Genomic DNA, 20,796 nt, shown 5'->3' with positions numbered 1-20,796 from the left:
TTTTTCTCCGCGTGATGCGCCCCCCCACCCATCCAACTGCTAGCGCTGTGCTTGGCGATTCAGCCAGCGGCTCGTCTAGGAGCCCGACAGGATCGGTAGGCGCGCCAATGGTGTGTCCCTGGATTTCATGCGGCTGGCACTCCAGCAGGGCGAGAACGTCCGGACCCTGGTGATTGAGCACGTTGGCACCAACGAGGTGGTGAGCCGGTTACCGCACTATCGGCGTTACATTCGCCTCACTGACGTCCAGGCCGACCTGCTGTACCAGGCCTTCGACGCGCTTACGAGGATCCCGGCCGAGGAGGCGTGAGGGTGGCCCTCCCAATGGGATCTGCGCAACTCGCAACTTTTCCCGCCAGTCCGTTCGGCGCCAGGATCAGGTCCACCAGGCGTTGCGCCGGCGGCGACAGGGTGCGTCCCGCCAGTCGCACGATGGCGCACTCGATGTGCAAGTCCGATGGCGAAAGTTCGGGGCGCAGCAAGGGGGACAGGGTAACCAGGCCGTCGTTGCGGTCGTCGCGATCGATCCAAGAGCTCCAGGTGAAGAGGATGTTGTCGCTGCACAACGTCAGTTCGCTAGGTGCTTAGCCGTGGCCACGCTGCGAGAAGCCGGACGGCTTTCAGCCAAGCAGTTTGCTGTAGCAGTCCGTCACTGCGTTGTAGCATTCGCAGGCAGCTGCTTCGAGCCCGGCACGATCGAGGATGGTGATCTCACCGCGGCTGTAGTGAATGAGGTGTTGCTGCTGCAACTCCCCCGCAGCCACGGTGATGCCACTCCGACGCACGCCGAGCATATCGGCGAGAAACTCATGGGTGAGGTGGAAATGATCGGCCTGCGCCCGATCGTGGGTCATCAGCAGCCAGCGCGCCAGCCTTGGCTGGATCTCATGAAAGTGGATGCAGGCGGCCCCTTGCGACAGTTGCGCCATCAGTACGTAGAGGTAGCGATTCAAACTGCGTTGCAGCTCGGGGCACTCGTGCAACTCGCGCAGAAGCTGGCTGGAGGTGATGCGCAGGGCGTTTCCGGCGCCTTGCACCACAGCGCGGATGGGCGCCTTGCGCACGCCCAATATGAGCGTGACGCCCAGCATGCCCTCGCTGCCGATCAGGCCCATTTCCAGCGGCCGATGGGCATCCAGGTGCGCCACCAGCGAAATGAAGCCGGTAAGCGGGAAGTAGGCATGGCTGTATGGCTGGTCTGTCTCGCAAAGCAGGCTGCCGAAGACCAGCTCTACCGACTCGCAATGATTGAGCACCCGGTTGCGCTCTCTGCTCGGGATGCCACTGAGAAGATGGTTGGACACTGTGGTCGCCTCCCTTTTGCCCTGCAGCACGCGCAGGTCCCGGGCGGTGCAAGAAGGCTGCTGAGTTTTCTCATGCTGCACTCTTGCGCAATGTGGTGGCGACGGTCTGTTCGTTAGTGCACGCACGCGGGATTGATTGCAATGGAGGGCAGCCGGGAAGTGCTCCGCCGGTCTGTGCGGGGTGAAACTGCCTGTCTTGAGTGCGATACCGTACAGACCGTCCCTGGGCTCGGATGCAACCTGCAAGGAGGCAGGTCATTGCCATGCCGCAGCAGGAGAACGGAAATGTTCGAATTCGTCGTAATCGGATTGTTGGCTCTGTGGGTGGTGGGACTGCTTACTTCCTTCTACATGGGGGGACTCATCCATATCCTTCTGTTCCTGTCGATCGCGCTGGTCGTGTTCCGCTCCAGGCTGGCACGGCGTGAGTGAGCTCTAAGCCTCCTTGCAGTCAGAGCGCCTCTGCCAGGAGGGGCGATGCCACTCACTCCCACCCCGCGTTTCCGTAGAAGCGGCTGATCTGCATTTGCCAGCGCTGGTCGGCCATGTCAGGCCAGTGGTTCTTGTCGAATCCTGGGGCATCCTTCAGTTGGTACCGATCAATATCGAGCGTGAAGCGCTTGTGCTCGGTATCCAGTGCCAATGCCCTCCAGGGCACGGCGAAAAGTTTTTCACCCAGACCCAGGAACGACGTGAACGACAGCACCGCATAGATGACGCGGCCACTGCGCATGTCCAGCATGATTTCCTTGATTACCCCGAGGTCATCTCCCACGAGGTTGTAGACATCGTTGCCGATGAGCCTGTCTGCGCCCATCAGTTCAGGTCCAGGCCCTGTTCGAGTGGCTGGGCCGGCTACGTTGTCTTCGTTACTGGCGTTTTTTTCCTGATGGTTCATGGGTACCTCCCATAGCAGAAAGGTTGGCCGGTCCTTTCCCTGGAATGCCTGCGTACGGGGAACGAAGGCAGTGCAGGGGAAGGGGAGCCAATCAGGGAAACGGGTCAAGACCCCTTGGTGATGTCCTCTCTGCTGTCGCCGACCTTCTCCTGGATATTGCCGGCGGCATTTTGTGCCTTGCCTGCGTTTTCCAGCCGTTGGTTACCGAAAAGCCTGCCAGTGGTTTCCTTGATTAGGCCCTTCACTGATCGACCTTTCCTTCGAATTGATCTTTGTTCATGAGCTTGCTCCATGGGCGGCGAGAGCGGTGACGCTTTGGATGTGCACAGCTCGCGCACGATTGCGGTGAGCGGAGTAATGACTTTGTCGGCAACCGGAAGGCATGTCTGTGCGTTGGCGCACCGACGCCCCTTAATCAGTCGAACAGCCGTTGCTCAAACCAGCTTTTGCCAAACTTCAGCATCGGCCAGTTGTTCCTGGCTGGCATGCTTGCGCTCGCCATGGATCGGGCTGAGTTCATAGATGCCGCCCGCCTCGGAAATCGCCGCATAGCGGACACCTGTGAGTTTGTGCAAGTAGCGTAGCAGCGGTTGGCACTGCGCATCGATGCGCTGGAACAAGGTCGAGTCGTACGTTCCATTCATGGCCAGTGCCTGCTGCAGCCGATGCTGCTCTGCCTTTGTTTCATTCTGTACCGTCCGTGTGTTCCGTTCTGTACGCCATCGCACCTTGCGCCGGTGATCGGCTATGAGCGCTGGCGCACCGACGGCGCACCGGCCATTGGCCATGGTGTGCGTCCGGCGTCCCGCAACCCTGCGGGACAACTGGTCGGGAGGTGGTGATGAAATGGCCTATAGCGTCAACCTGCTGCTGCTCACCGGACAGCTATAGCTGAGGCTGCAGGAAGGCGGCTTGAAGTGGCATTCGCCGGATGATCGCTGGATCAGCAGTGGCCTGCCCACCTACCACGATCACCCCCTGCGCCAGCCCACCCTCTGGATCTGGATCTAGACGGGATGTGGCCATGGCCGGCGCTTCTGAGGGCGGTGGCGCCCAGCCGCGTCCCACGGCGTTCCCGGCAGATAAGCGCGGCAGCGCACCGACGGATTGAGCTGTTCGCTGCCACAGTACTGATCCCCACGACCAACCTCAGAGGTTGACATGAGCAAGCACAGCAAACACATCCCGAGCAGCGGTGCGGCCAACAGCGCCACCCCGGCCAGGCAACTCGGCCAGGGCCCCGGCGCCACGCCTTCCGTCAAGCCCGAACGCACGGCTGATGCCAAGAACCCCGACCGCGAGGAGGCCAGAAGGGCGCCGCCGCGGGATGCGGACAAACCACTTGCCAAGGCCACCGCGAAAGAGCCGCCACGCGCGGCCAAGGGCGATGACGACCTCATGAGCCAGGGCCCCAGGAAATCGTGAGCCTGCCCGGCACGGGCCCACTCATCTGAGACACACGCGTCCTGAGCCGAACAAGATCCCCTGATGCACCGCCACGCGGTGTGTCAGGCGGCCCAAACCAGCGGCCCAGTCATCTTCGGGTTCCCGGTTCGGATCGATCCCTTACCCGAATGGTGAAACCAGATGCACAGACAATCCCTCAAGCTACTCCTGGCCGCCAGCATCGCCCTGGCGCTGGGAACCTCGGGCGGTATGGCCGCCGCTGATTCACAGTCCTTCACCGCCGCCCGCCAGGAAACCCAGATATGGACGACTTACGCGTTGAATCCTCATCTGCGGGCCAACGATCTCAAGGTGTCGGTGGTGAATGGCAAGGCCACTCTCACGGGCAACGTCGAGGAAGAGGTCAACAAGGACCTGGCCAAGGAAATTGCGCTGGGCGTCAGTGGCATCGACTCCGTGGACAACCAGATTGTGGTCAAGCCCGACTACGTTCCGCAGAAAGCGGGCCCGGAGCGGAGCTATGGCGTCATGGTCGATGACGCCACCATCACCGCCGCGGTCAAGTCAAAACTGCTGTGGAGCAAACAGGCCAATGGCATGACCACCAGCGTCTCGACTCGCTCGGGCAAGGTGACGCTGACCGGAAATGCCGACAGCCAGGCGGACAAGGATCTTGCCGGGCGTCTGGCGATGAGCACCAATGGCGTTGCCTCGGTGGACAACCAACTGGTGGTGGATGCCGCAAAACCGACGCCGGTCGACAACGCCAAGAGCGCCGCGAAAGGGGCCGGGACCGATATGGCCGACAGCTGGATCACCACCAAGGTGAAATCCACCCTGATGTACTCCAGCAATGTCAGCAGTTCTGACATCTCGGTAAGCACCAACGCCGGCATCGTCACCCTCAGTGGCCTTGTCGACAGTGGCGCCGAGCGCGACCTGGCGATCGAGCTGGCGCAGAATGTGCGAGGCGTGAAGAGCGTCCAGTCCAGCGAACTTCGCTATTGAGGACCCGTCGCCAGCCAGTCCCGAGGAACGGGATCGCTGACGACTCCTGCCGGCAGGTCGTGCCTGCCCTGCCGGCGGCCCCTTAACTTGCCGACTCCTCACGGCGCGTTCGCTCCAGTGGCGATGGCACCCCTGCTACTCAGTGCGGAGTCGCACAGACCCGCGAGCCCCCCGCTATCAAGCTGGCGGTACGCACCCTCGCGCGGCGCCATCTCAAGGAAATCACCATGGACCTGAAAACACTGTTGATCGCGGCAACGCTCGCCGCTGGTATCCCCTTCATCGGCGGATGCGCGCATCCCGGACACGAGCAGAGCAGCAGCGAAGTCCTCTCCGACATTGCCCTTACCACCAGAGTCAAATCCGCGCTGTTGATGGAGAACGACGTGAACTCGTTCGCCATCAAGGTCAAGACGTTCAACGGCACGGTGCAACTGACGGGTTTCGTCGACTCCCAGTGGCAGATCGACAAGGCGGTGCAGGTCGCCGCGGCCGTCGATGGTGTCCGCCAGGTGAAGAACGACCTGGTCCACAAGCCGGCCCAGTAAGCACCGGATGAAAAAAAGGCCCTTCCTTCGAAGGGCCTTTTGCCGGCTGCTTCCGTGGGGATCACAAGCCGCTGGATCCCGCAGGCCTGGCAGGCTGGTAGTAGGCATGGATTTCCTTCTGCCATGCCTGGTCGGCCATGTCGACATCGACCATGACTTCGGACAGATGGCTCTTCTGCAGGTGTTCCTCGGCCTGCTCCAGGCGTAGATGGTCGTTTCCAGTCAGGTAAAACTGGATGTCCTCCACCGGGGTGGACCGCTGCTCTGTGCTGGTCTTGCACCAGCCTTCGATGGTCAAGGTACTCATGGCTTTGCCCCCTTGGGCTGATACCCGGCCGGGATTGGCTGGGAACAGTAGGGTGGCGGCCATCACCCGAGGGGTCGGTACGCTGGCCAACTTAGTCTTCGTGACCGCATGCGTACGCCGACGCACAGACCGCCCGGGGCCAGTGCCGCCAGACTGGACCTGTCGCTACGGCTACCCGGTAGCCCATGGAGGTGCGGTCATGGTCGGTGCATTTGTGATTCTGCTGTTAGCCCTGTGGGCGCTGGGGCTGATCACTTCCTACACGCTGGGAGGTTTCATCCACATCCTGTTGCTTGTGGTGCTGGCTGGCCTGGTGTTCCTGATGCGGCAAGGCCGGCGATTCTGATGACGCGTCGGCCGCGCCTGTCGGTCCCGGAGTGGGTACGGGCGAGGTGACCTCATGTCCGGCATGTTCGATTTGTCCGTCTGGCAGTTGGTGGTCGTCACTCTGCTTCTGACCCACCTGACCATAGTGGCGGTGACCCTCTATCTGCACCGCTACTCGGCGCACCGCACCTTGGAGCTGCATTCGGCACTCAAGCATTTCTTCCGCTTCTGGCTGTGGCTGACCACGGGGATGACCACCCGGGCCTGGACCGCCATCCACCGCAAGCACCACGCCAAGTGCGAAACCGCCGAGGACCCACACAGCCCGCGCTACAAGGGCCTGGCCACGGTCGTCTGCAAGGGCGCCGAACTGTACCGCGAGGAAGCGCGGAACGAGGAAACCCTGAGCATCTATGGCAAGCACTGCCCGGATGACTGGATCGAGCGCAACCTCTATAGCCGTTTCCCCATCGCCGGGGTGAGTCTGATGGCGCTGATCGACCTGGCCCTGTTCGGCGTCATCGGCATCAGCGTATGGGCGATCCAGATGATCTGGATCCCGTTCTGGGCCGCCGGGGTGGTCAACGGCCTTGGCCATGCGGTCGGCTACCGCAACTTTGAATGCCGCGACGCCGCCACCAACCTGGTGCCCTGGGGCATCCTGGTCGGCGGAGAGGAGCTGCACAACAACCACCATACCTATCCGGGCTCGGCCAAGCTGTCGGTGACGACATGGGAGTTCGACGTCGGCTGGGCCTGGATCTGGCTGCTGTGTCTCCTGCGCCTGGCCAGGGTCATGCGCATGGCGCCCGTCGCCAACCGGGTCAAGGGCAAGCGCAGCCTGGATGTGGACACCGCCATGGCCATCCTCAACAACCGCTTCCAGGTCATGGCGCAGTACCGCAAATTGGTGATCGCGCCACTGGCCAGGCAGGAACGCGCCAAGCTCGACGCGTCGCTGCGTCGTGCCAGGCGGCTCCTGTGGCGCGAGTCGAGCCTGCTCGACGAGCGGCAACGGGCCCTCATCGGGGCGGCGCTGGAGAAGAGCCAGGTGCTCAGGGTTGCCTACGAGAGGCGCATCGCCCTGCAGCGGATCTGGGGCGACGTCAGCTCCGGGGGCCTGGACATACCCGAGGCCATCCGGCAGTGGGTGCATGAGGCCGAGGCCAGCAATATCCGGGCGTTGCGCGAATTCGCCAAGATGCTCAGGACCTATGCGCTGCCGTAGGTTCCCACTGACCGAAAGGACTCCCGTAGTGCCTCGCCGGAGCCCGGGAACTCCATCGGCCCGCTTCCGCCGGCGGCATGCACGGCCTGGCCTCAACCGGCCGGGCGAGCAGGGACGTAGGGCAGCAGGCGATCGGTTTCCCGCCTCACCACGGCGTAGCATTCACAGCTCAACTGCTCGAGCCGCTGCCGGTCGAGCACGGTGATATGCCCACGGCTGTATTCGATGACGCCAAGCTTCTGCAGTTTGCCGGCCGCCTCGGTCACCCCTTCGCGACGGACACCGAGCATGTTGGCGATCAGTTCCTGGGTCATGACCAACTGGTTGCTTGGCAGGCGATCCAGCGACAGCAGCAGCCAGCGGCACAGTTGCTGGTCGATCGAATGATGGCGATTGCAGACCGCCGTCTGCGCCATCTGGGTGATCAGGGCCTGGGTATAACGGAGCATCAGCACCAGCAGTTCGCCATGGCGGTTGAACTCATTCTTGAGCAACTGCCCAGGGAGTCGAAACGCATGCCCGCCACTCTGCACGACGGCCCGGCTCGGAGTGCTTTCTCCCCCCATGAACAGGGCGATTCCGACCAGCCCCTCGTTGCCGACCACGGAGATTTCCGCCGAGGCGCCGCTCTCCATCACGTAGATCAGGGAGATGATCGAGTCGGTGGGGAAGTAGACATGGCGCATGGTATGCCCCGACTCGTACAGCACCTTGCCGAGTGGCAATGGCACCCGTTCGAGATGGCAGAACAGACGCTGCTGAACGTCCTCCGAAAGGGCCGCCAGCAGATGGTTCTGCCGCGGCATGGGCAGCTCTGACATTGGCTCCTCCCGACAAGAGTCGATATGTCCGTCTGGCGCCGCACGCCAGTGGAATCGTGCTCGATTGGTACGCTATAGCACAAACGAGAGGCTTGCCGCAGGTCCTCTCATCCGGGATCGCCGCCGTTCCGGCGGCGTTCCCCCGAGCTGTCCGGGGTGGCTCCCACCGTGAGGCATCAGTGACCTTCGCGAGGGTGGTTCCCTGGCGCGGCTATCAGCGTCAGCAGCGCGAGACCGGCCACCGCGGAAAAGACCGAGGCTGCGAAGATGCCCAGCTTGGCGCTGTCGATCAGGCTCTCGGGGAATGCCAGGTTGGCGATGAACAGGGCCATGGTGAAGCCGATTCCCGCCAGCAGGCCGCCGCCGGCCAGCAAGGCCCAGCCAAGGTCCGGAGGGCGTATGGCGATACCCCAGCGCACCGCCAGCCAACTGAAAGTCAGTACGCCAATGGGTTTGCCGAGTGCGAAGCCGATGAACACGGCCAGCGTGACGGAGTTGCCGATATCCGCCAGGGACCAGGGCAAGCCGGCATTGGCGAAAGCGAAGAGCGGCATGATGACAAAGCCGACCCAGGGGTGCAGGGCAAGCTCCAGCCGCTCCACCGGGGACAGGGTTTCGCGCGCGGCGATCTCGGCTGCCAGCAAGGTCTTGCGATCCTTTGTATTGCCACTTGTTTCGTCATCGCTGGGGTGCGCAACGACCTGGCTCAGGATGGCGTACAGACGCCTGTCGCTGACCCAGCGGCGGGCCGGCGTCATCAGACCGAGCAGCACGCCGGTGATGGTCGCGTGTATCCCGGAGGCATCCACTGCGACCCAGATGAGTCCTCCCATCAGGAAGTAGATCGGGAAACCGCGGAAGCCGACCCGCGACATGAGGTGGACGCTCGCCAGGCCACATGCGGCCAGGGCGAGCATGCTCCAGGCGATGTGCTCGCCGTAGCCGATGGCCACGACCAGGATGGCCCCGATATCGTCGACGATCGCCAGCGAAAGCATGAATACGCGCAGGATCGGCGGGATGCGTGGGCCCAGGAGCGCCAGGCAGCCGATGACGAATGCCGTGTCGGTCGCCATTACCGTGCCCCAGCCATGCTGGCCAGGCTGTCCCTGTTGCAGCAACCAGTAGAGCGCGGCGGGCACCAGCATGCCGCCGAGGGCGGCCGAGATCGACAGGGCCGCCATGCGCGGGTTCTGCAGTTCGCCAAGTACCAGCTCGCGCTTGAGTTCCAGGGCCACCAGGAAGAAGAACAGTGTCATCAGGCCGTCATTGATCCAGCCTTTGAGCGAGCGCATGTACTCCAGCGAGCCGATGCGAAAACCACCCTGGATCTCCCAGATGCCCAGGAAGGAATGTGCCCACGGCGAGTTGGAAAGGAGGAGGGCGGCCAGGGTGAACAGCAGCAGGACGCCGGCAGCGGCGGTCTCGATGTGCAGGAAACGGAAGAAAGGCTTGGTCAGCCGGTCGGCCAGCACCTTTGGCAGTCGGATGGGATCTCTATCGGTCTGCCGTTCTTGCTTCATGGGGGTTCGCAACACTTGGCCAAGGGGCTCCGGACGGAGCCTTCAGCGACATGGCGGACCCGGAGTGGCCAGTATAGGGAGACTACCGGCGATATCTGTGCGTCATCGAACATATCCCCGCCCAGGCGATCGAGTGGCGGTCCGCCCCTCGGAATATCCCCGGCGCCGCGGCGCCCCTATGCGTGTCAACGTACCGACGGCACGCCCGTTCACTGCCACTGTGGCTCCGTCCCGGTTCCGCGCAATGACCCGGTTCTCACGGCGATCCAGAGGCGAGTATGAACACCTACAGCAAACCCAACGCCACCAGTGGCACGGCGAAGACCGTGGATCCGGCACAGAACACCGGTCCGAACAGCACGTCACCCAGCCCGAGCGCATGCCCGCTCCCGAGGCCAGGGCCCGGGAAGCCGCGAAAAAGGGCGTGCCCAGGGAAAAAGTGGCGGGGAAGGGCAAGGATGCCCCCGCGGAGTCCGGAAAATCATGAGGGCGGCGACTGCCGCTGCGCTTGCCAGGGGGCGGGAGTCGCCACGCACCCGGCCTGCCGCGACGCCGTGACCCCCTGTACTGCCGAAAGGGTGCCGAATGAGCCTGCATTCCATCTGGAGTGGCGTGCGTATCCCATTGGCGCTGTGCCTGGTGTTGCTCCTGGTATTGCTGATTTCCTGCAGTTCCCTGCCGACCCTGGTGCCTGACATGGCACGCGCGCCCGCAGCCCCTGTGCCGGTAGATGGGCTACAGGGCCCGCTGTCGGCGGCGCGCAGCAAAGCCATTCTCGATCGACTCAAGTCCGGCGGAGCGCCCACCAGTATCTTCAGCCTGCATCTGGCGATCGAGGAGACCATAGTCGGCAGCCCGCTGACCGAAGGCAACAAGGTCGAGCTGCTGCAGGATGGCCCGAATACCTACCAGGCGATGATCGAAGCCATAAACGCGGCGCGCGACCATATCAACATGGAGGCCTACATCCTCGACGACGAGGTCGGACAGCGCTTCGCCGAAGCCCTGATCGCCCGGCAACGCAAGGGGGTGCAGGTCAACCTGATCCGCGACAGCGTCGGAACGCTTGGAGCTCCGCCGGAGTTCTTCGAGCGTCTCAGCGCAACGGGAATCAAGGTCCTGGAGTACAACCCGGTCAATCCGATGACGGTCAAGTCCGGCTGGGACGTGTGAACCAGCGCGACCACCGCAAGCTGCTGATCGTTGACGGCAAGGACGCCTTCCTGCGCCAGCAAAGGGCAATGATCGGGCGCGTCGATAGCCGCGGGTCACTTCTCCTTGTCCAATGCCCAACCCTTGTCCTGTGCGGGCGCGAAGATGAGTTGACGCCAGTGGCGCTGCACCAGGAGCTGGCGGCCGGCATCAGGGGGGCGAAGCTGGTAGTGGTGGAAGCGTGCGGCCATCTCTCGACGCTGGACCAGCCCCGTGAAGTGACCGCGGCGCTCAGGCAATGGGTATCGGCCCTGGAGTCCTGAACGTGGCGGGTCGCTGGGTCGGTCAGCCCCGACGGGCCAGTGCCAGGCCCAGCAGGAAGGCAGCGGCGGCGCTGGCGCCTATCACTTTCCAGGGCTGTTCGTGGACGTATTCGTTGGTGGCCGTGGCGGTCCGGCGGCCTTGCAGGGCAAGGTTGTCGCCCAGTTCGCCGATCGATTCCCTGGCCGCCGAGATGCGTTCGATGATCCTGACCCGGGTCTTCGCCAGTTCGTCGCCGGTGAGCTCCGTGGTTTCCTTGACCAGGCCTTCGACATCCGCCATGAAGTTGTAGAACTCCCGTGACAGGTCCTGGCTGGTGCTGCTCCTGCCGGAGCCGAGGCCGTTTGATTTGATGGACGTGGGTAACTCCTAATGCTGGGGTGGGCGGATCCGTTTGCCGGTCTCGTGCTTTCGCCCGAAGGAGGCTCGGCATGGTCGGGTATCCACATTGGCCTGGTCCCGCGGCCCTGTCTGTTCGCTGAAGCGCTTGGCCCGAGCTTCGCTCGCCACAAAAGAAAGCCCGCACGGGCGGGCTGTGGAAGCGTGGCCTCGGCAGCTATGAGTCAGCCATAAGGTCCACCATGGCCGCGCTGATGAAATCGACGCAGGCCTCTAAGGTTCACCACCCTGTTCAGCGGCATTCCGCTGGGTCGAAAGCGATGGCTTCCGGGGCGTGGTCCACTTGTGATACGCGCTTGGCTACATGCAACTTCACGGGGGCATCTGGTTTCGTCCCGGCCTCGTTCCGAGGCAGGACGGTAGATGTCCACTATCTACCCTCCGGCCGGCCATTGCTTGCCTTTGTCGGTAAATCGGACCAGGGGGCAGCGCTCGCCAGTCTCGCCTTGGGTGCGTTGCCATACAGACTGGCCGCCGGCTTTGGAGCAGCCTGTAGGCAGGCAGATCATTGCCGTGTTGCTGAAGGAGAACCGAAATGCTCCAAGCCCTTGTTGTGGTGTTGTTGGTTCTATAGGTGCTGGGACTGGTCACGTCCTACTCCATGGGGGGGTTGATCCATATCCTCCTGGTCGCAGCGATCGTGCTGTTCCTGCTCCAGTTCATTCAGGGGCGGCGTTCGTGACCTTGGCGCAAGGCGCTCAACGAGCTTCTTGCCACTGAGCCTGTGTAATCCGGCTGCCAGGGCCTCGCACAGGGGCCAACCCTCCTGGCGCCCGGATTCCACCTGATCCTTCCACTTTCTCGCTTTACGAGCGGCAGCCATTCGCCTGCCGGCGGCTATGCCGTGCCGTCCGTGCGCCCCGGCACCTGCGCAATGGCGTTCTCGGGCCAGGCCCGGGGCTGCGCCGGCCCGCAGGGTTGGCAGTGGACTTCGACATGGTGGTCCTGGCCATCGTCCACCAGGGGCACCCGGCGATCTTCGAGCCTTTCGCCATCGAGGCTGACCTGCTGACCGCCCGCTACGCTGTCGGTCTGCACCAGGTCGATGTGATACAGCGTCGAGCCGAAGCGGTAGCGCAGCCTGTAGCCCGGCCAGGCGGCCGGCAGCACGGGCGCGAAGCGCAGGCTCGCACCTTCGCGTTGCACGCCAAGCAGTGACTCGAGGATGAGGCGATACATCCAGCCGGCGGCACCGGTATACCAGCTCCAGCCGCCGCGACCTTCGTGCGGGGCCATGGCATAGACATCGGCCGCCAGTACGTAGGGCTCGACCTTGTAAGTCTCGATAGCGTCAGCGAGCCCGTGGCTCACCGGGTTGATCATGTCCAGCAGCTCCCAGGCCCGCGCGCCGTCGCCCATCTCGGCGAAGGCCATGCTCGCCCAGACCGCGGCATGGGTGTACTGGCCACCGTTCTCGCGCACGCCGGAGACGTAGCCCTTGATATAGCCGGGGTCGGGCAGTGAACGTTCGAAAGGCGGCGTAAGCAGCAGGATCAGGTGGGAATCTCGGCGCACCAGGTGCTCGAACAGCGAGTCCATTGCCTGGCGCCGCCGCTCGTAAGGGGCTACGCCCGAAAGCACTGACCAGCTCTGGGCAATGGAGTCGATTCGGCACTCGTCGTTGGAAGCCGAACCCAGGGCGGAACCATCGTCGAAGTAAGCCCGTCGATACCAGGCACCATCCCAGCCGTGCTGCTCGAGGTTTACGCGCAGTTCCGCGGCCTGCGCGTTGCAGCGTACGGAAAAGGCGGCATCGTCATGATCCAGTGCGATGGCCGCGAACTGTTCCAGCACCGCGTGCTGGAAGAAGCCCAGCCAGACGCTTTCGCCCTGACCCAGGACGCCGATCCGGTTCATGCCGTCGTTCCAGTCGCCGCTGCCTATCAGCGGCAGGCCGTGAGAACCTCGGGCCATGCCGCACTCCAGGGCCCGCAGGCAATGCTGGTAGAGGCTTTCCTGCAGCGTCGAGCGCTCCGGCAGGTCGTAGTAGGACTCCTCGCCGGTATTCAGTTCCCGGCCTTCGAGGTAGCTTACCGGCTCGTCGAGCACGGTCCGGTCGCCGGTCAGCCGCACGTAACGGCTGACGGCCAGGGGCAGCCACAGGTAGTCGTCCGAGCAGCGCGTGCGTACGCCTCGGTCGAAAGGCGGGTGCCACCAGTGCTGCACATCGCCTTCCACGAATTGATGGGCGGCGCACAGCAACAGGTGCTGGCGTGCGCTTTGCGGGGCCGTATGCAACATGGCCATGCTGTCCTGCAACTGGTCACGGAAGCCGTAGGCGCCGCCAGACTGGTAAAAACCGCTACGCGCCAGGAAGCGCGAGGCAATGACCTGGTACAGCAGCCAGCCGTTGAGCATCAGATCCACCGCGGGCTCCGCCGTTTCCACGCGCACCTGGCCCAGGGTTTCGCGCCAGTGCTCGCGTACCGCCCGCAAGGCGGCATGGGCCGCGACAGGGCTGAGGGCGTTGCGCAGAAGGCCCACGGCGGCTCCGGTGTCTTGCGCGGCGCCCAGACAGAACACCAGCTCGCGTGAGGCTCCGGGGGCGAGATCGATACCGGTCTGGAGGGCTGCGCAGGGGTCGAGGCCGCCACCACAGTGCCCGAGGAGCTGCTTCTGCGTCATAGCGGCCGGCGCCTGGAGGTTGCCGTTGCGGCCGATGAACTCGCTGCGGTCCGCGGTGTGGCTACGACAGGGCGGGTCCATCGCGAAGAAGGCTACCCGCCCCGGGAACTCCATCGAATAGGGATTGCGCGCGAGCAGCGCGCCAGTGCCGTTGTGGACCTCAGTGACCAGGTGCATCGCCGTCTTGTCCCGCAGATCGCCCAACACCCATTCGACATAGCCGGTGATGGACAGCTTTCGGGGGTGCCCGGACAGGTTGCGGACTTTCAGCAGGGAGTACTTGATCGGCGTGTCGAGTGCCACGTAGACCCAGAGTTCGCTTTCGATACCTTCTTCGCGATGCTCGAAGCAGCTGTAGCCAAAGCCGTGGCGTATCACGTACGGGCCGTTGCCGTGTCTGGGCAAGGGGGTGGCTGACCAGTAGTGGCCGGTCTCATCGTCGCGCAGGTAAAGGGCCTCGCCACTGGCATCACGGACCGCATCGTTCTGCCAGGGCGTCAGGCGGAATTCGTGGGCGTTCAGGTTCCAAGTGTAGGCGCTTCCGCTTTCCGAGATGACGGTGCCGAACTGCGGATTCGCCAGCACATTCACCCAGGGGGCCGGGGTGGCGACACCGGGTTCCAGCTTGAGTACGTACTCGCTGCCGTCGCGACTGAAGCCGCCATAGGCGTTGGCCAGGCACAGGGCAGGATCGGCAGCGCCGGCTGCCGGTATCGGAGGCTGTGCCGGCGGGAGTATGAGGTTGGGGTCGAAGCGCGGCCACGGCGCCTTGGGCTGCCGGCGAAGGATCTGGTCGTGCAAGGTGCCGGCTGTGTCGCTGAGGATGATCCGCGCAACCGCCTTGATCAGGGTGCGATCTTCCTGCGACAGCTGTTGCGCCGGCCGTACGAAAATCCCACCCGATCGGTCGATCAGGCTGGCTTCGGCGCCGGAGGTGATCAGGCCCATGATCAGGTCTTGCAGTTGCTGCCGGTATCCGGCGCTGTCTTCGTTCCAGATCACCAGATCTACCGCCAGGCCCTTTTGCCGCCAATAGGCATGAGCCTGAACCAACTGGCGCACCAGCTCGATGTTGATTGCATCGGCGATCTGCACCAGCACGATCGGGAGGTCACCGGAAATCGCCTGGCCCCACAGGCCGGTTTGGTTGCGCTGATTGCTGGTCAGGGCGCCGTTCTTCGCCCTCAGCGCGGCATTGGCGTAGAGGATGGAGGCGGCCATCTGCTCGTAGAGCCAGGCGTCGGCCAAGGATGCGTTGAGCTGGCGAAGCAGCACCTGGCTGTGGGTCCAGGCGAGGTCGAAGACCCGGTCGGCGAGGTGGCGGTCACGGTATTTGTCTATCAGTTGCAGGCAGCCCTCGCGGCTTTCGCTGATGCCGCTGATCAGGTCGATGGTGGCGGCCTGGCCCGCATCGAGAGTGACGCGGCAGCGGATCGCGACAATAGGGTCGAGCACCGGGCCAGAGGTCCCACCCAGTATCTCCGCGCCGGCATCCATGGCCGTCGGGTGAACCAGGCCGCGACCTCGACCAATGAAGCGCGCGCGGTCGGTCTCGTAGGAAATGCTATCGAGGTCTGCTCCATGGACCGCCATCAGGTGGCAGAACCAGGGCGCCTGTTCCTCGCTCGAACGCGGCCGACGCGTGCAGAGGATCGCCTGCAACGGCTTGAGTAATTCCGTCTGCACGAAGAGGTTGCTGAATGCACGGTGCAGCGCATCGCTGACGGCCGACGCCAATACCACTTCGGCGTAGCTGGTGAGCTCGATGCTGCGCCGCGTACGGGCACGGTTGGTCAGGGTGATCCGTCGCAGTTCGATGTCATCTTCCGGGGATACGACGATTTCGCTGTGGGCGTCGAAGTCCCGGTGGCGAACGCGGAACTCCGCGCGGGCGTCGGAGAAGATGGCTTCGTGGTGGTCCGGACGCTTCAGCGTCGGCTGGTGTGCGGTGGACCAGAACTCGCCACTGGCGATATCGCGCAGGTAGCAGAACATGCCCCAGTCATCGCAGGTGGCGTCCTCATGCCAGCGGGTCACGGCCAGCTCGCGCCAGCGGCTGTAACCACCGCCGGCGCTGCTGACCATCACGTGGTAGCGACCATTGGAAAGCAATTGCACGGCGGGATGACGGCGTCCCGGATCGGCGTATACCCGCAGCCTGTTTTCGATGGTCCGGGTGGCGGTGCTGCTGGCCTGGAGGTCCTGGATGTACTGGTATTCCTGTGCGCTCCTGGGCACGCGTTCCTGCAGAAGCAATGCGCTCGCCTGGAACTGCGGATCCGACTCGAAGCGCTTCTGCATGGGGCGCTCCAGCAGCAGGCTGGCCAGTGCCAGCAAGCTCATGCCCTGGTGGTGGGCCATGAACGAGCGAACCACCGCGGAACTTTGTCCGAGCGGAATGCGCGCCTGGGTGAAGTCGATGGCTTCGTACAGGCCGTAACGTCCGGCCAGGCCTTGTGCCGCCAAGGTTTGCAGATTCCGGCAGGCCGGCTCCGGGGCCACCAGCAGGGCGAGTGCCGAGGCGTAGGGCGCTACCACCATGTCGTCACCCAGGCCTCGTTTGAGCCCCAGGCCAGGCACTCCGAAGGCTCGGTACTGGTAGTTGAAGTGCGCGTCCAGGGTGTTGTAGCCGGATTCCGAGACGCCCCAGGGAAGCCCCATCTGCTGGCCGTACTCGATCTGCCGGGCGACGGCGGCGCAGCAGGTCTGGTCGAGCAGGGTGCCTTCGTATCTGGGCATCACCAACAGCGGCATCAGGTACTCGAACATCGAGCCGGACCAGGACAGCAGCACCGGTACGCCACGGGTGCTGGTGAGCAACCGGCCGAGGCTGAACCAGCTGGCCTGGGGCAACTGGCCCTGGGCGATGGCCACGAAGGTGCTCAGCCTCGCCTCGGACGCGAGCAGGTCGTAGTAGCTGGCATCCAGGCGGCGCTCGTCGACGTTGTAGCCGATGCAGAACAGATTGCGCTCACTGTCGTAGAGGAAACCGAAATCCATTTTCGCCAGACCTGCCGCTGTTTCCGCCAGGCGCTCGGCATCGCTGATCCGTGCGGCTGCATGACGGCGAACTGCAAGGACGCGGTCGAGCATTGATTCCGGCCACAGCCCGGCGTCGAGTTGGGCGAGCTGGCGCCAGGAGGGCAGGGGCATGAGGTTTGTGCTGGCGGCCTCATCATCCGAGCTGGGCAGCAGGCAGAGGCGCAGCTGGTCATGCTGCTCCGCACACTGCACGCGCAGGGCTTTCAACCAGAACGCGGCATCGCTGCCGGGGGCGGCTTCGCTGGCCGTCGCCAGCTCCTCCGCGCGGTCGCGCAGCGTTTGCAGGCAGCCGACGGCTGCCGCCAGAGATGTCGGCGGTTCGGCCAGTACGGCATCCAGCATGTCGCGAAGCCTGCGCAGGGCCGGCCTTGCGTGCTCATCGTCGGCGTAGGTGGCCTCCAGCACATCGAGGGTGTCTTCGAGGCCGCGCAACTGGCTTGGCTGGAAGGGGCAGTCGCCGGCCAGCGCCAGAAGCCCCGGGCTCAGGGTGAGCAACATGCCCGCCAGGTTGCCGCTGTCCACGGTCGATACGTATTGCGGGGCCAGGGGCTGCAGGGTCAGGGTGTCGTACCAGTTGTAGAAGTGCCGGCGATGGCGGTCGAGGCCCGCCATGGTGGCCAGGGTCTGTTCGCATCGCTTTAGCAGGCGCGCCGCGCTCAGGTAGCCGAAGTCATAGGCGGCCAGGTTGGCCAGGATGGCGACCCCTATGTTGGTTGGCGACGTGCGGTGGGCGAGAGTGGCGGTGGGATGCTCCTGGAGATTGTCGGGTGGCAGCCAGTTGTCCTCGGGGCCGACATGCTGGTCGAAGAATGCCCAGGTCTGGCGCGCCAGGTTGCGCAGGAAACGCAGGTCTCCCGCTGATGGGGCAAAGCGCCTGGGCGTTGAAGGCCTGCTCAGCCACCAGGCGATAACCGGGCTCGCCAGCCACAGCAACAGCAGGGGAGAAGCGGCCGCCAGGGCCAGGGGGTTCATCACCAGCGGTGCCACAAGCAGCAAGGCCAGCGCCGGGCCGATCCACATCATCCGGTACAGGCCGTTCAGGTGATTGGTGCTGGTTCGCTCGACCTCCCGTGACGGGCTCCACTGCAACAGCCGGGATTTGCTGACGTATAGGCGCCACAGGGTGCGCAGGATGGCGTCGAGGCTGTAGTGGGTCTCGTGGGGCAACCAGGCCAGGCTCAGCAAGGCGCGGGAAAAATGCTGGGAGGAGGCGCGCAGGGTGGTCGTGAGGTGCTGCGCCAATGACATGTCGTGGGGCTTGCGCAGCAGATCGAGCAATGAGGCGAGCAGCGGCGTGAGCATGCCGATGGCCAGTACCGCCAGGGTCCAGGCCAGAGGCTGGTCCACCAACAACCAGCCCGCCAGGAACATGGACAGGAATGCGGCGGGTTCCAGGCTGCGTCGCAGGTTATCGGCGATCTTCCAGCGCGACAGGGCGGATAGGTTGTTGCGCTCGTGGCGACCGTGGGCGTTCGGTGCCCAGGGCAGGGTCCAGGGCAGCAGTTGCCAGTCGCCGCGAATCCAGCGGTGGCGGCGTTTCACGTCGCTGCTGTAGCGCGACGGGAATTCCTCGTAGAGCTGCACGTCGCTGAGCAACCCTGAGCGTGCGAAGCAGCCTTCGATCAGGTCATGGCTGAGGATGCTGTTATCGGGGAAGTGGCCGTTAAGGGACCGCTCGAAGGCATCTACCGCATAGATGCCCTTGCCAATGAACGAACCCTGCTGGAACAGGTCCTGGTACACATCCGACACGGCGCGGGTATAGGGGTCGACCCCGGCATCGCTGCCGAGCAGTTGGGCGTAGGCGGAGCGAGCGGTACTCGGCAGGCTGATGCCAACCCGTGGTTGCAGGATGGCGTAGCCACCGATGATGCGTTGCCCCTGGGGGTCGACACGGGCGCGGTTGAGCGGGTGGGCCAGGGTACCGACGAACTGCCGCGCCGCATCGCGGGGTAGCTGGGTATCAGTGTCGAGGGTGATGACGTAATTCACCTGCCGGAGGATGTCGATCCTGCCGACGATCAGGGCGAAGCGTTCCAGGCCGGTGCCGCGCAACAGGGCGTTGAGTTCGGAGATCTTGCCGCGCTTGCGCTCGAAGCCCATCCAGGCTCCTTCGGCGGGGTTCCAGCGACGCGCGCGATGGAACAGGAAGAACCTGTCCACGGCCGCGTCGGGGTACTTGCGGTTCAGCGCTTCGATGCGCTCCCGCGCCAGGGCCTGCAACTCGGCATCCTGTTCCTGGACCTCGGTGCTCGCATCCAGGAAATCGCTCAGCAAGGCGAAATGCAGGTTGTTGTCGCGGTTGGCCAGGAAGCGGACTTCGAGGCCTTCGCAGAGCTCGTCGATGTCCCTGGCGCTGCCGATCAGGGTGGGTACCACCACCAGGGTTCGTGCCTCGGCGGGGAGTCCCTTGCTGTAGTCCAGCCGCGGGAGCTGGTGCGGAGCCACGGTGAGGGTAACCAGCCAGTTCACCAGGCTGACCGCCAGCCGGCTCGCCATCAGGAAGGCTGAAAGGGCCAGCAGGGCCGTTGCAAAGGACGGCAGGGCGCTGGCCAGCGCCCAGTGGATGAAGGGCCAGGTCAACCCCAGGGACAGCAGCACCACCGGACCCAGGTAGAAGAGCAGGGGGGCACTCTGCAACAGGCGCTCCCAGCGTTCCCGGACTGTCAGTCCTACAGCCAGGCGTTGTTCGAGTTCAGGCCGTCCCTGGTCGATCAGGTAATAGCCGACATGGCCGGCGATCTCCTCGGGTGGGGCGCGTCCTGCCAGATCGAGGGCGGTACGGACTACGGTGGTTTCCGAGCTTTCGCAGTGTTTGGCCAGGTGTTCCACCACATGCCGATAGAGGTCGCGGGTGGCGAATTCCATGGCGCCGTACACGCCGGCCGGGTCTTCGTGCAATGCCTGTTCGACGTGGCTCATGGCCTCGACGAAATCTTGCCAGTTGGTTGCTGACAGCAGGCGCAGGCTGGCAATGCTGTTGCTGACCGCCACCTGATCCGCGGCTTGCTGCTGGGCATCGGCCGATACCAGGCGCTCGATGCTCAGCCCCGATTCGGCCAGGTGCTGTTCGATCCAGCTGAGCGGCAATGCCAGCGCCGCGCTCTGGCCTTGAAGTCGCCGGGCCAGCTCGGCGACGAAAGAGCTGGTCATCGGTGGCGCGGCACGTGCCATGTCCGCCACCGTCAGCACGACGCTCTTGGGGTCCTGCTCGGCGATCTCGGCCAGCCGATCGGCCCAGTCATCGGCCAGGTTGCGATCATCCCAGTTGGCCATGACGCGCGAGGCCACGCGGCGCAAGTTCTCGATCAGCGCCAGGCGCAGCATGATGGGAATGGCCCAGAGTTCGCCGAGCTTGAGCGGCGTCATGGCCTGGTAGGCGGTGACGAAGCGGCTGAGGCTGTCGCAGTCCACCCGCCCATCGCCGTGGGAAATGGTCTCCAGCGCAATGTCATAGACCCGCGGCAGTCCTTCGGAACCGCCGGAGGCCAGGTGCGGCAGTTCGCGGCAGTACCCCTTGGGCAGGTGTTTGCGTGCGGTGCGGATCTGCTCTTCGATCAGATAGTGGTTGTCCAGCAGCCATTCTCCGGCAGGCGTGATGCGTCGGCTGGACAGCGAGGCGGCGGTGAGGATTCGGCAACTGCTGGCCAGGGTCGCCTCGTTGTCGGCCAGCCGCTGCAACAGCCCGTCCGGGGTCCGGTGCGGGCTCAGTCGGTGCAGCCCGGCCAAGAGCGGGCCGTGCTGCTCCATCTGTTCCGCGCTGAAGAGGTCCGAGCGCAAGTCGGGCTCGTACTCGAACTGTCGGAAAGCCGTTCGCCAGCGCGAGAGGAGGGCGTTGAGGCTGGGGGGCCGGAGCGATGCCAGGGCACGAAGAATGTTCATCCCG

General features: G+C 64.3%; 19 protein-coding genes. 10 read left to right on the top strand and 9 right to left on the bottom strand.

What is annotated here, in order from left to right:
- Positions 1 to 112: 112 nt before the first annotated feature.
- Positions 113 to 310, top strand: a complete 198-nt coding sequence (locus E8F06_RS04450; RefSeq protein ID WP_280364643.1) for a DUF3156 family protein — start codon at positions 113 to 115, stop codon at positions 308 to 310.
- A 310-nt stretch (positions 311 to 620) separates the two neighbouring features.
- Here the strand turns inward: E8F06_RS04450 and E8F06_RS04445 are convergent, their stop codons facing one another.
- A complete protein-coding gene (locus E8F06_RS04445; RefSeq protein ID WP_016490652.1) occupies positions 621 to 1,304 on the bottom strand; it encodes a Crp/Fnr family transcriptional regulator in 684 nt (227 codons plus the stop codon).
- 285 nt (positions 1,305 to 1,589) lie between these two features.
- Between E8F06_RS04445 and E8F06_RS04440 the strand changes: the two genes are divergently transcribed.
- The gene (locus E8F06_RS04440; protein WP_016490653.1) at positions 1,590 to 1,736 is read left to right on the top strand and encodes a lmo0937 family membrane protein; all 147 of its coding nucleotides are present in this window, start codon (positions 1,590 to 1,592) and stop codon (positions 1,734 to 1,736) included.
- 52 nt (positions 1,737 to 1,788) lie between these two features.
- On the opposite strand, the gene E8F06_RS04435 is transcribed toward E8F06_RS04440, so the two are convergent.
- The 3 genes from E8F06_RS04435 to E8F06_RS04425 all read right to left on the bottom strand — a co-directional run bounded on the left by E8F06_RS04435 (position 1,789) and on the right by E8F06_RS04425 (position 2,990).
- Positions 1,789 to 2,202, bottom strand: coding sequence for a PRC-barrel domain-containing protein (locus E8F06_RS04435; protein ID WP_016490654.1), 414 nt, complete (start codon positions 2,200 to 2,202; stop codon positions 1,789 to 1,791).
- Between the two features lie 104 nt (positions 2,203 to 2,306).
- Complete coding sequence (locus E8F06_RS04430) at positions 2,307 to 2,447, bottom strand: CsbD family protein (protein WP_280364640.1); 141 nt, start codon at positions 2,445 to 2,447, stop codon at positions 2,307 to 2,309.
- Between the two features lie 189 nt (positions 2,448 to 2,636).
- A complete protein-coding gene (locus E8F06_RS04425; RefSeq protein WP_280364638.1) occupies positions 2,637 to 2,990 on the bottom strand; it encodes a hypothetical protein in 354 nt (117 codons plus the stop codon).
- 373 nt (positions 2,991 to 3,363) lie between these two features.
- On the opposite strand from E8F06_RS04425, the gene E8F06_RS04420 reads away from it, so the two are divergent.
- The 3 genes from E8F06_RS04420 (at position 3,364) to E8F06_RS04410 (ending at position 5,165) form a co-directional block, all read left to right on the top strand.
- Complete coding sequence (locus E8F06_RS04420) at positions 3,364 to 3,627, top strand: hypothetical protein (protein WP_280364636.1); 264 nt, start codon at positions 3,364 to 3,366, stop codon at positions 3,625 to 3,627.
- Positions 3,628 to 3,789: 162 nt separating this feature from the next.
- A complete protein-coding gene (locus E8F06_RS04415; RefSeq protein ID WP_280364634.1) occupies positions 3,790 to 4,617 on the top strand; it encodes a BON domain-containing protein in 828 nt (275 codons plus the stop codon).
- A 227-nt stretch (positions 4,618 to 4,844) separates the two neighbouring features.
- Complete coding sequence (locus E8F06_RS04410; protein WP_280364632.1) at positions 4,845 to 5,165, top strand: BON domain-containing protein; 321 nt, start codon at positions 4,845 to 4,847, stop codon at positions 5,163 to 5,165.
- Positions 5,166 to 5,226: 61 nt separating this feature from the next.
- On the opposite strand, the gene E8F06_RS04405 is transcribed toward E8F06_RS04410, so the two are convergent.
- A complete protein-coding gene (locus E8F06_RS04405; protein ID WP_280364812.1) occupies positions 5,227 to 5,472 on the bottom strand; it encodes a hypothetical protein in 246 nt (81 codons plus the stop codon).
- Positions 5,473 to 5,671: 199 nt separating this feature from the next.
- Between E8F06_RS04405 and E8F06_RS04400 the strand changes: the two genes are divergently transcribed.
- Both E8F06_RS04400 and E8F06_RS04395 read left to right on the top strand, forming a co-directional pair.
- The gene (locus E8F06_RS04400) at positions 5,672 to 5,818 is read left to right on the top strand and encodes a lmo0937 family membrane protein (protein ID WP_280364629.1); all 147 of its coding nucleotides are present in this window, start codon (positions 5,672 to 5,674) and stop codon (positions 5,816 to 5,818) included.
- Positions 5,819 to 5,872: 54 nt separating this feature from the next.
- The gene (locus E8F06_RS04395) at positions 5,873 to 7,027 is read left to right on the top strand and encodes a fatty acid desaturase (protein WP_280364628.1); all 1,155 of its coding nucleotides are present in this window, start codon (positions 5,873 to 5,875) and stop codon (positions 7,025 to 7,027) included.
- A 92-nt stretch (positions 7,028 to 7,119) separates the two neighbouring features.
- On the opposite strand, the gene E8F06_RS04390 is transcribed toward E8F06_RS04395, so the two are convergent.
- Both E8F06_RS04390 and nhaA read right to left on the bottom strand, forming a co-directional pair.
- Positions 7,120 to 7,848 carry a Crp/Fnr family transcriptional regulator gene (locus E8F06_RS04390; RefSeq protein WP_280364626.1) on the bottom strand — a complete coding sequence of 243 codons (729 nt, stop codon included), beginning with the start codon at positions 7,846 to 7,848 and terminating at the stop codon, positions 7,120 to 7,122.
- A 176-nt stretch (positions 7,849 to 8,024) separates the two neighbouring features.
- Entirely contained in the window at positions 8,025 to 9,371 is a 1,347-nt protein-coding gene (gene nhaA / locus E8F06_RS04385) for a Na+/H+ antiporter NhaA (RefSeq protein ID WP_280364624.1), read from the bottom strand.
- 585 nt (positions 9,372 to 9,956) lie between these two features.
- Between nhaA and E8F06_RS04380 the strand changes: the two genes are divergently transcribed.
- Positions 9,957 to 10,544: a hypothetical protein gene (locus E8F06_RS04380; protein ID WP_280364622.1), complete on the top strand. Its 588-nt coding sequence runs from the start codon at positions 9,957 to 9,959 to the stop codon at positions 10,542 to 10,544.
- A complete protein-coding gene (locus tag E8F06_RS04375; protein WP_280364620.1) occupies positions 10,541 to 10,846 on the top strand; it encodes an alpha/beta fold hydrolase in 306 nt (101 codons plus the stop codon). The genes E8F06_RS04380 and E8F06_RS04375 overlap by 4 nt, the downstream gene beginning before the upstream one ends.
- A gap of 22 nt (positions 10,847 to 10,868) precedes the next feature.
- On the opposite strand, the gene E8F06_RS04370 is transcribed toward E8F06_RS04375, so the two are convergent.
- Positions 10,869 to 11,126, bottom strand: coding sequence for a hypothetical protein (locus E8F06_RS04370; protein ID WP_280364618.1), 258 nt, complete (start codon positions 11,124 to 11,126; stop codon positions 10,869 to 10,871).
- A gap of 691 nt (positions 11,127 to 11,817) precedes the next feature.
- On the opposite strand from E8F06_RS04370, the gene E8F06_RS04365 reads away from it, so the two are divergent.
- Positions 11,818 to 11,925, top strand: a complete 108-nt coding sequence (locus E8F06_RS04365; RefSeq protein ID WP_280364615.1) for a lmo0937 family membrane protein — start codon at positions 11,818 to 11,820, stop codon at positions 11,923 to 11,925.
- A 155-nt stretch (positions 11,926 to 12,080) separates the two neighbouring features.
- Here E8F06_RS04365 and E8F06_RS04360 read toward each other — a convergent pair whose 3' ends face one another.
- The gene (locus E8F06_RS04360) at positions 12,081 to 20,792 is read right to left on the bottom strand and encodes a glucoamylase family protein (RefSeq protein WP_280364613.1); all 8,712 of its coding nucleotides are present in this window, start codon (positions 20,790 to 20,792) and stop codon (positions 12,081 to 12,083) included.
- Between the last annotated feature and the right edge of the window lie 4 nt (positions 20,793 to 20,796).

It is taken from the genome of Pseudomonas sp. BN411 (assembly GCF_029871235.1).
In the GTDB taxonomy this organism is placed as follows: domain Bacteria; phylum Pseudomonadota; class Gammaproteobacteria; order Pseudomonadales; family Pseudomonadaceae; genus Metapseudomonas.
This window is presented reverse-complemented; position numbering and strand designations above follow the sequence as displayed.

Bases quoted from the DNA above. Each gene is read 5' to 3' on its own strand.
- E8F06_RS04440 (WP_016490653.1), top strand. From the start codon at position 1,590: ATGTTCGAATTCGTCGTAATCGGATTGTTGGCTCTGTGGGTGGTGGGA.
- E8F06_RS04435 (WP_016490654.1), bottom strand. From the start codon at position 2,202: ATGAACCATCAGGAAAAAAACGCCAGTAACGAAGACAACGTAGCCGGC.
- E8F06_RS04425 (WP_280364638.1), bottom strand. From the start codon at position 2,990: ATGGCCAATGGCCGGTGCGCCGTCGGTGCGCCAGCGCTCATAGCCGAT.
- E8F06_RS04420 (WP_280364636.1), top strand. From the start codon at position 3,364: ATGAGCAAGCACAGCAAACACATCCCGAGCAGCGGTGCGGCCAACAGC.
- E8F06_RS04415 (WP_280364634.1), top strand. From the start codon at position 3,790: ATGCACAGACAATCCCTCAAGCTACTCCTGGCCGCCAGCATCGCCCTG.
- E8F06_RS04410 (WP_280364632.1), top strand. From the start codon at position 4,845: ATGGACCTGAAAACACTGTTGATCGCGGCAACGCTCGCCGCTGGTATC.
- E8F06_RS04405 (WP_280364812.1), bottom strand. From the start codon at position 5,472: ATGAGTACCTTGACCATCGAAGGCTGGTGCAAGACCAGCACAGAGCAG.
- E8F06_RS04400 (WP_280364629.1), top strand. From the start codon at position 5,672: ATGGTCGGTGCATTTGTGATTCTGCTGTTAGCCCTGTGGGCGCTGGGG.
- E8F06_RS04395 (WP_280364628.1), top strand. From the start codon at position 5,873: ATGTCCGGCATGTTCGATTTGTCCGTCTGGCAGTTGGTGGTCGTCACT.
- E8F06_RS04390 (WP_280364626.1), bottom strand. From the start codon at position 7,848: ATGTCAGAGCTGCCCATGCCGCGGCAGAACCATCTGCTGGCGGCCCTT.
- nhaA (WP_280364624.1), bottom strand. From the start codon at position 9,371: ATGAAGCAAGAACGGCAGACCGATAGAGATCCCATCCGACTGCCAAAG.
- E8F06_RS04380 (WP_280364622.1), top strand. From the start codon at position 9,957: ATGAGCCTGCATTCCATCTGGAGTGGCGTGCGTATCCCATTGGCGCTG.
- E8F06_RS04370 (WP_280364618.1), bottom strand. From the start codon at position 11,126: ATGGCGGATGTCGAAGGCCTGGTCAAGGAAACCACGGAGCTCACCGGC.
- E8F06_RS04360 (WP_280364613.1), bottom strand. From the start codon at position 20,792: ATGAACATTCTTCGTGCCCTGGCATCGCTCCGGCCCCCCAGCCTCAAC.